This window comes from Blastomonas sp. CCH1-A6 (assembly GCF_001556365.1).
Classification (GTDB): domain Bacteria; phylum Pseudomonadota; class Alphaproteobacteria; order Sphingomonadales; family Sphingomonadaceae; genus Blastomonas; species Blastomonas ursincola.
In genome coordinates this window covers 1-3,420 of record NZ_LSIS01000233.1, presented here as the reverse complement: position 1 = coordinate 3,420, position 3,420 = coordinate 1, and the positions used below count along the sequence as shown (strand labels likewise).

General features: G+C 66.7%; 3 protein-coding genes. 1 reads left to right on the top strand and 2 read right to left on the bottom strand.

The genetic code is table 11. The annotated features are described in order from the left end of the window. Positions 1 to 144 precede the first annotated feature (144 nt). Both ubiB and AX735_RS10445 read right to left on the bottom strand, forming a co-directional pair. Positions 145 to 1,704 (bottom strand): 2-polyprenylphenol 6-hydroxylase, encoded by a 1,560-nt coding sequence (gene ubiB, locus AX735_RS10450; protein WP_066279453.1) that lies wholly within the window; start codon positions 1,702 to 1,704, stop codon positions 145 to 147. 43 nt (positions 1,705 to 1,747) lie between these two features. Further along, complete coding sequence (locus AX735_RS10445; RefSeq protein WP_066279456.1) at positions 1,748 to 2,479, bottom strand: class I SAM-dependent methyltransferase; 732 nt, start codon at positions 2,477 to 2,479, stop codon at positions 1,748 to 1,750. 55 nt (positions 2,480 to 2,534) lie between these two features. On the opposite strand from AX735_RS10445, the gene mutM reads away from it, so the two are divergent. After that, positions 2,535 to 3,347, top strand: coding sequence for a bifunctional DNA-formamidopyrimidine glycosylase/DNA-(apurinic or apyrimidinic site) lyase (gene mutM / locus AX735_RS10440; RefSeq protein WP_066279451.1), 813 nt, complete (start codon positions 2,535 to 2,537; stop codon positions 3,345 to 3,347). Positions 3,348 to 3,420 lie beyond the last annotated feature (73 nt).

Below are 3,420 nucleotides of genomic sequence, written 5' to 3'. Positions count from 1 at the left end.
ATAGAGCCCTCTCCCCTTCAGGGGGGAGGGTTGGGAGGGGGGATGCGCGACGGTGGCGCTGGCTAACGCCCTCTCAGCTGCGACTAGGCAGCGAGTTGCCAAGTCTCGCGTCTCTCCCCTCAAGGGGAGAGAGCAGGCATTACGTCAATGCACCCAGGCCAGCAGTGCTGCCGCGCCTGCGCCCGCGCCAATCACCAGCGCGGCCAGATGGCTCCAGAAGCCGCCGCCGCCGCGTACGCGGCGTTTGCGGTCCCAGATCAGCGGGATTTTCGGCACCGGCGGCGGTTCGGGGGCGCCACCCTTTTTCGGCACGCGCTCCTCGAGGCGGCGGATCAGGTCGGGCAGGCGCAGCAGCGTCGCGACATCGGTGTTGATCCGGTCGGCGAGCAGTGTTTCCGGGCCCAGCTCGCCGCGGATCCAGTCGCGCACATAAGGCGCTGCGACATCCCACATGTTGATATTGGGGTCGAGCTGGGTCGCGACGCCCTCGACCATCACCATCGTCTTCTGCAGCAGCAGCAGGTGCGGCTGGGTCTTCATGTCGAAATCGCGCGTGATCGCGAACAGCCCGTCGAGCATCTGCCCGACCGACAGCTCGCTCACCGGCTTGCCGCGCATCGGCTCGCCCACCGCGCGCAGCGCGGTCGCGAACTCGTCGACATTGTGATAGCTCGGCACGTACTGCGCCTCGAAATGGATCTCGGCGACGCGGCGGTAATTGCCGGTGGTGAGGCCATAGAGGATTTCGGCCAGCCAGAAGCGCGCCTGGCGGTTGATGCGGCCCATGATGCCGAAATCGATCGCAACGATGGTGCCGTCCGGGGCGACGAACAGATTGCCCTGGTGCATGTCGGCATGGAAGAAGCCGCCCGCGATCGCCTGGCGCAGAAAGGCGAGTACCAGCCGCCGCGCGAGATCGGGCAGGTCGTGGCCCGCAGCAATCAAGGCTTCGCGGTTCGAAATCTTGATGCCGTCGATCCATTCGAGCGTCATCACCGTGCCGCAGGTGCGGTCCCAGTCGATCGCGGGAACGCGATAACCCGGATGGCCATCCATCGCGCTGGCAAGCTCGGACGCGCTCGCTGCCTCGCGCCGCAGGTCGAGTTCGCGCAAGGTCCAGCGCTTGAAATTGGCGATGGTGAGCTGCGGGCGCAGCCGCGTGGCCTCGCCGCCCAGCGATTCCAGATGCGCGGCCGCCCATTCATAGGTGTCGATGTCGCGCGCGAAATTCTTGCGCACGCCCGGGCGCAGCACCTTGATCGCGACATCGCGTCCGTCGGTCGTCCGCCCGCGATGCACCTGCGCAACCGAGGCCGCTCCCACCGGCATGGGTTCGACGAATTTGAAGAATTTCTCGAGCGGGCCGCCCAGCCCCTGCTCGATCTCGGCGCGGATATCCTCGAACGGCACCGGCGGCAGGCTGTCCTGCAACGTCAGCAGATTGTTCGCGGCTTCCTCGCCGACCAGATCGGGCCGGGTGGCGAGCGTCTGGCCGAGCTTGATCGCTGCCGGGCCGATCGCGCGGAAGGCCCCGGCATAGTCGGGAACGGCAGGCACGCTCGCGCCGAAGCGCGCGAGGCGGAACAGGCGGCGGACCTCGGGCGGGGTCTGCGGCGCAGCCTCCAGACCTTTCAGCGCCCCATGACGCGCAAGGATGCGACCCCATTTCAGGAGCCGCAGGATATGCGTGCGCGGACGGGTCATGGACGGATGCCAAACCCCCGCCGCTGCGCCGGCCCTGCCCCCATCACGCCTTCCAGCCGCTATGGATGTTGACCGCGCCGCCCAGGATCGGCTCGACCCTGGTGGCGGTGAACCCGGCGTCCTTGATCATCTGTTCGAATACCGGCGGCTTGGGGAAGCGGCGGATCGATTCGGCGAGATAGCGATAGCTGTCGGCATCGCCCGCGATCATCTGGCCCAGGCGCGGCATCAGATGGTGCGAATAGGCATCGTAGACCTCGCCAAAGACCGGCCATTCGGTCGTCGCGAATTCCATGCAGAAGAAGCGCCCGCCATAGCGGAGCACGCGGTGCGCCTCGGCCAGTGCCTTGTCGATATAGGTGACGTTGCGGATGCCGAAGACGATGGTGTAGGCGTGGAAGCTGCGATCGGGGAATTTCAGGGCTTCCGCATTCTGGCACGACCAGACCAGCCGGTCCTCGCCGCGCGCGACCGCGCGTTCGATGCCGACATCGAGCATGTCCTGGTTGATGTCCGCGACGGTGACGTTCGCGCCCGACTGGACCATGCGGAAGGCGATGTCGCCGGTGCCGCCGGCCATGTCGAGAATGTCCTCGCCCGCGCGCGGCTTGACCCGGCGGACGAAGCGGTCCTTCCACAGCCGATGCATGCCGCCCGACATGACATCGTTCATGATGTCATATTTGCCCGCGACGTTCGAAAAGATGCCGCCAACCCGGCCCTGCTTTTCCGCCGGGTCGATATCCTGATAGCCAAAGGGCACTGTCTCGGTCATGGCCGCCATGTAAGCATCTTTGTGCCCGGCGCAAAGCCTGATAGCAGCGCTTTTTATGCCAGAGCTTCCCGAAGTCGAAACCACCGTGCGCGGGCTCGCCGCCGTGCTGCAGGACGTGCGCCTGACCAGTGTCGTCGCGCGCCGCGCGGACCTGCGCCGCGCCTTCCCGGTCGATCTTGGCCAGCGCATGACGGGGGCCAGGATCATCTCGCTCGGCCGGCGGGCCAAATACGGGCTGCTGGGCACCGACCGGGGCGATTCGATGGTGTTCCATCTCGGCATGTCGGGGCGGTGGCGGATCGATCCCGAAGAGATCGGCACCCACGACCATCTGGTGCTCGAGACCGAATCGGGGCACCGGCTATCACTGTTCGATCCGCGCCGCTTCGGCTCGGTCGACCTGGTGACCACCGATGCGCTGGCGAGCTTCCCCTCCTTCGCCGCTATGGGTCCGGAACCGCTGGGCGACGAATTCACCCCCGCCTATTTGCGCGAGCGCCTGGCGGGCCGCGCCTCTCCGATCAAGGCGATGCTGCTCGACCAGCGAATCGTCGCGGGCCTGGGCAACATCTATGTCTGCGAGGCGCTCAACATGGCGCGAATCTCGCCGCTGCGCGCCGCCGGGCAGATCGGCCCCGCCAAGCTGAAACCGCTGGTGGCCGCGATCAAGGCGGTGCTGACCGACGCGATTCTGGCGGGTGGATCGACGCTGCGCGATTATGCCCGGCCCGACGGACAGCTGGGCTATTTCGCCAAGCAATGGCGCGTTTACGGGCGCGAGGGCGAGACCTGCCCGTGCGGCGGCACGGTCGAGCGGGTGGTACAATCGGGCCGGTCGACCTTCTGGTGCCGTTCCTGCCAGAAATAGCCGCGATCGCGCCACCGGGCGGCATTGAGACATTGACGTGGGCCATGAGAATCGCTAACGGCAGCGGCTTCAA

Coding starts and splice junctions, on each gene's coding strand:
- mutM (WP_066279451.1), top strand. CDS start 2,535: ATGCCAGAGCTTCCCGAAGTCGAAACCACCGTGCGCGGGCTCGCCGCC.
- ubiB (WP_066279453.1), bottom strand. CDS start 1,704: ATGACCCGTCCGCGCACGCATATCCTGCGGCTCCTGAAATGGGGTCGC.
- AX735_RS10445 (WP_066279456.1), bottom strand. CDS start 2,479: ATGACCGAGACAGTGCCCTTTGGCTATCAGGATATCGACCCGGCGGAA.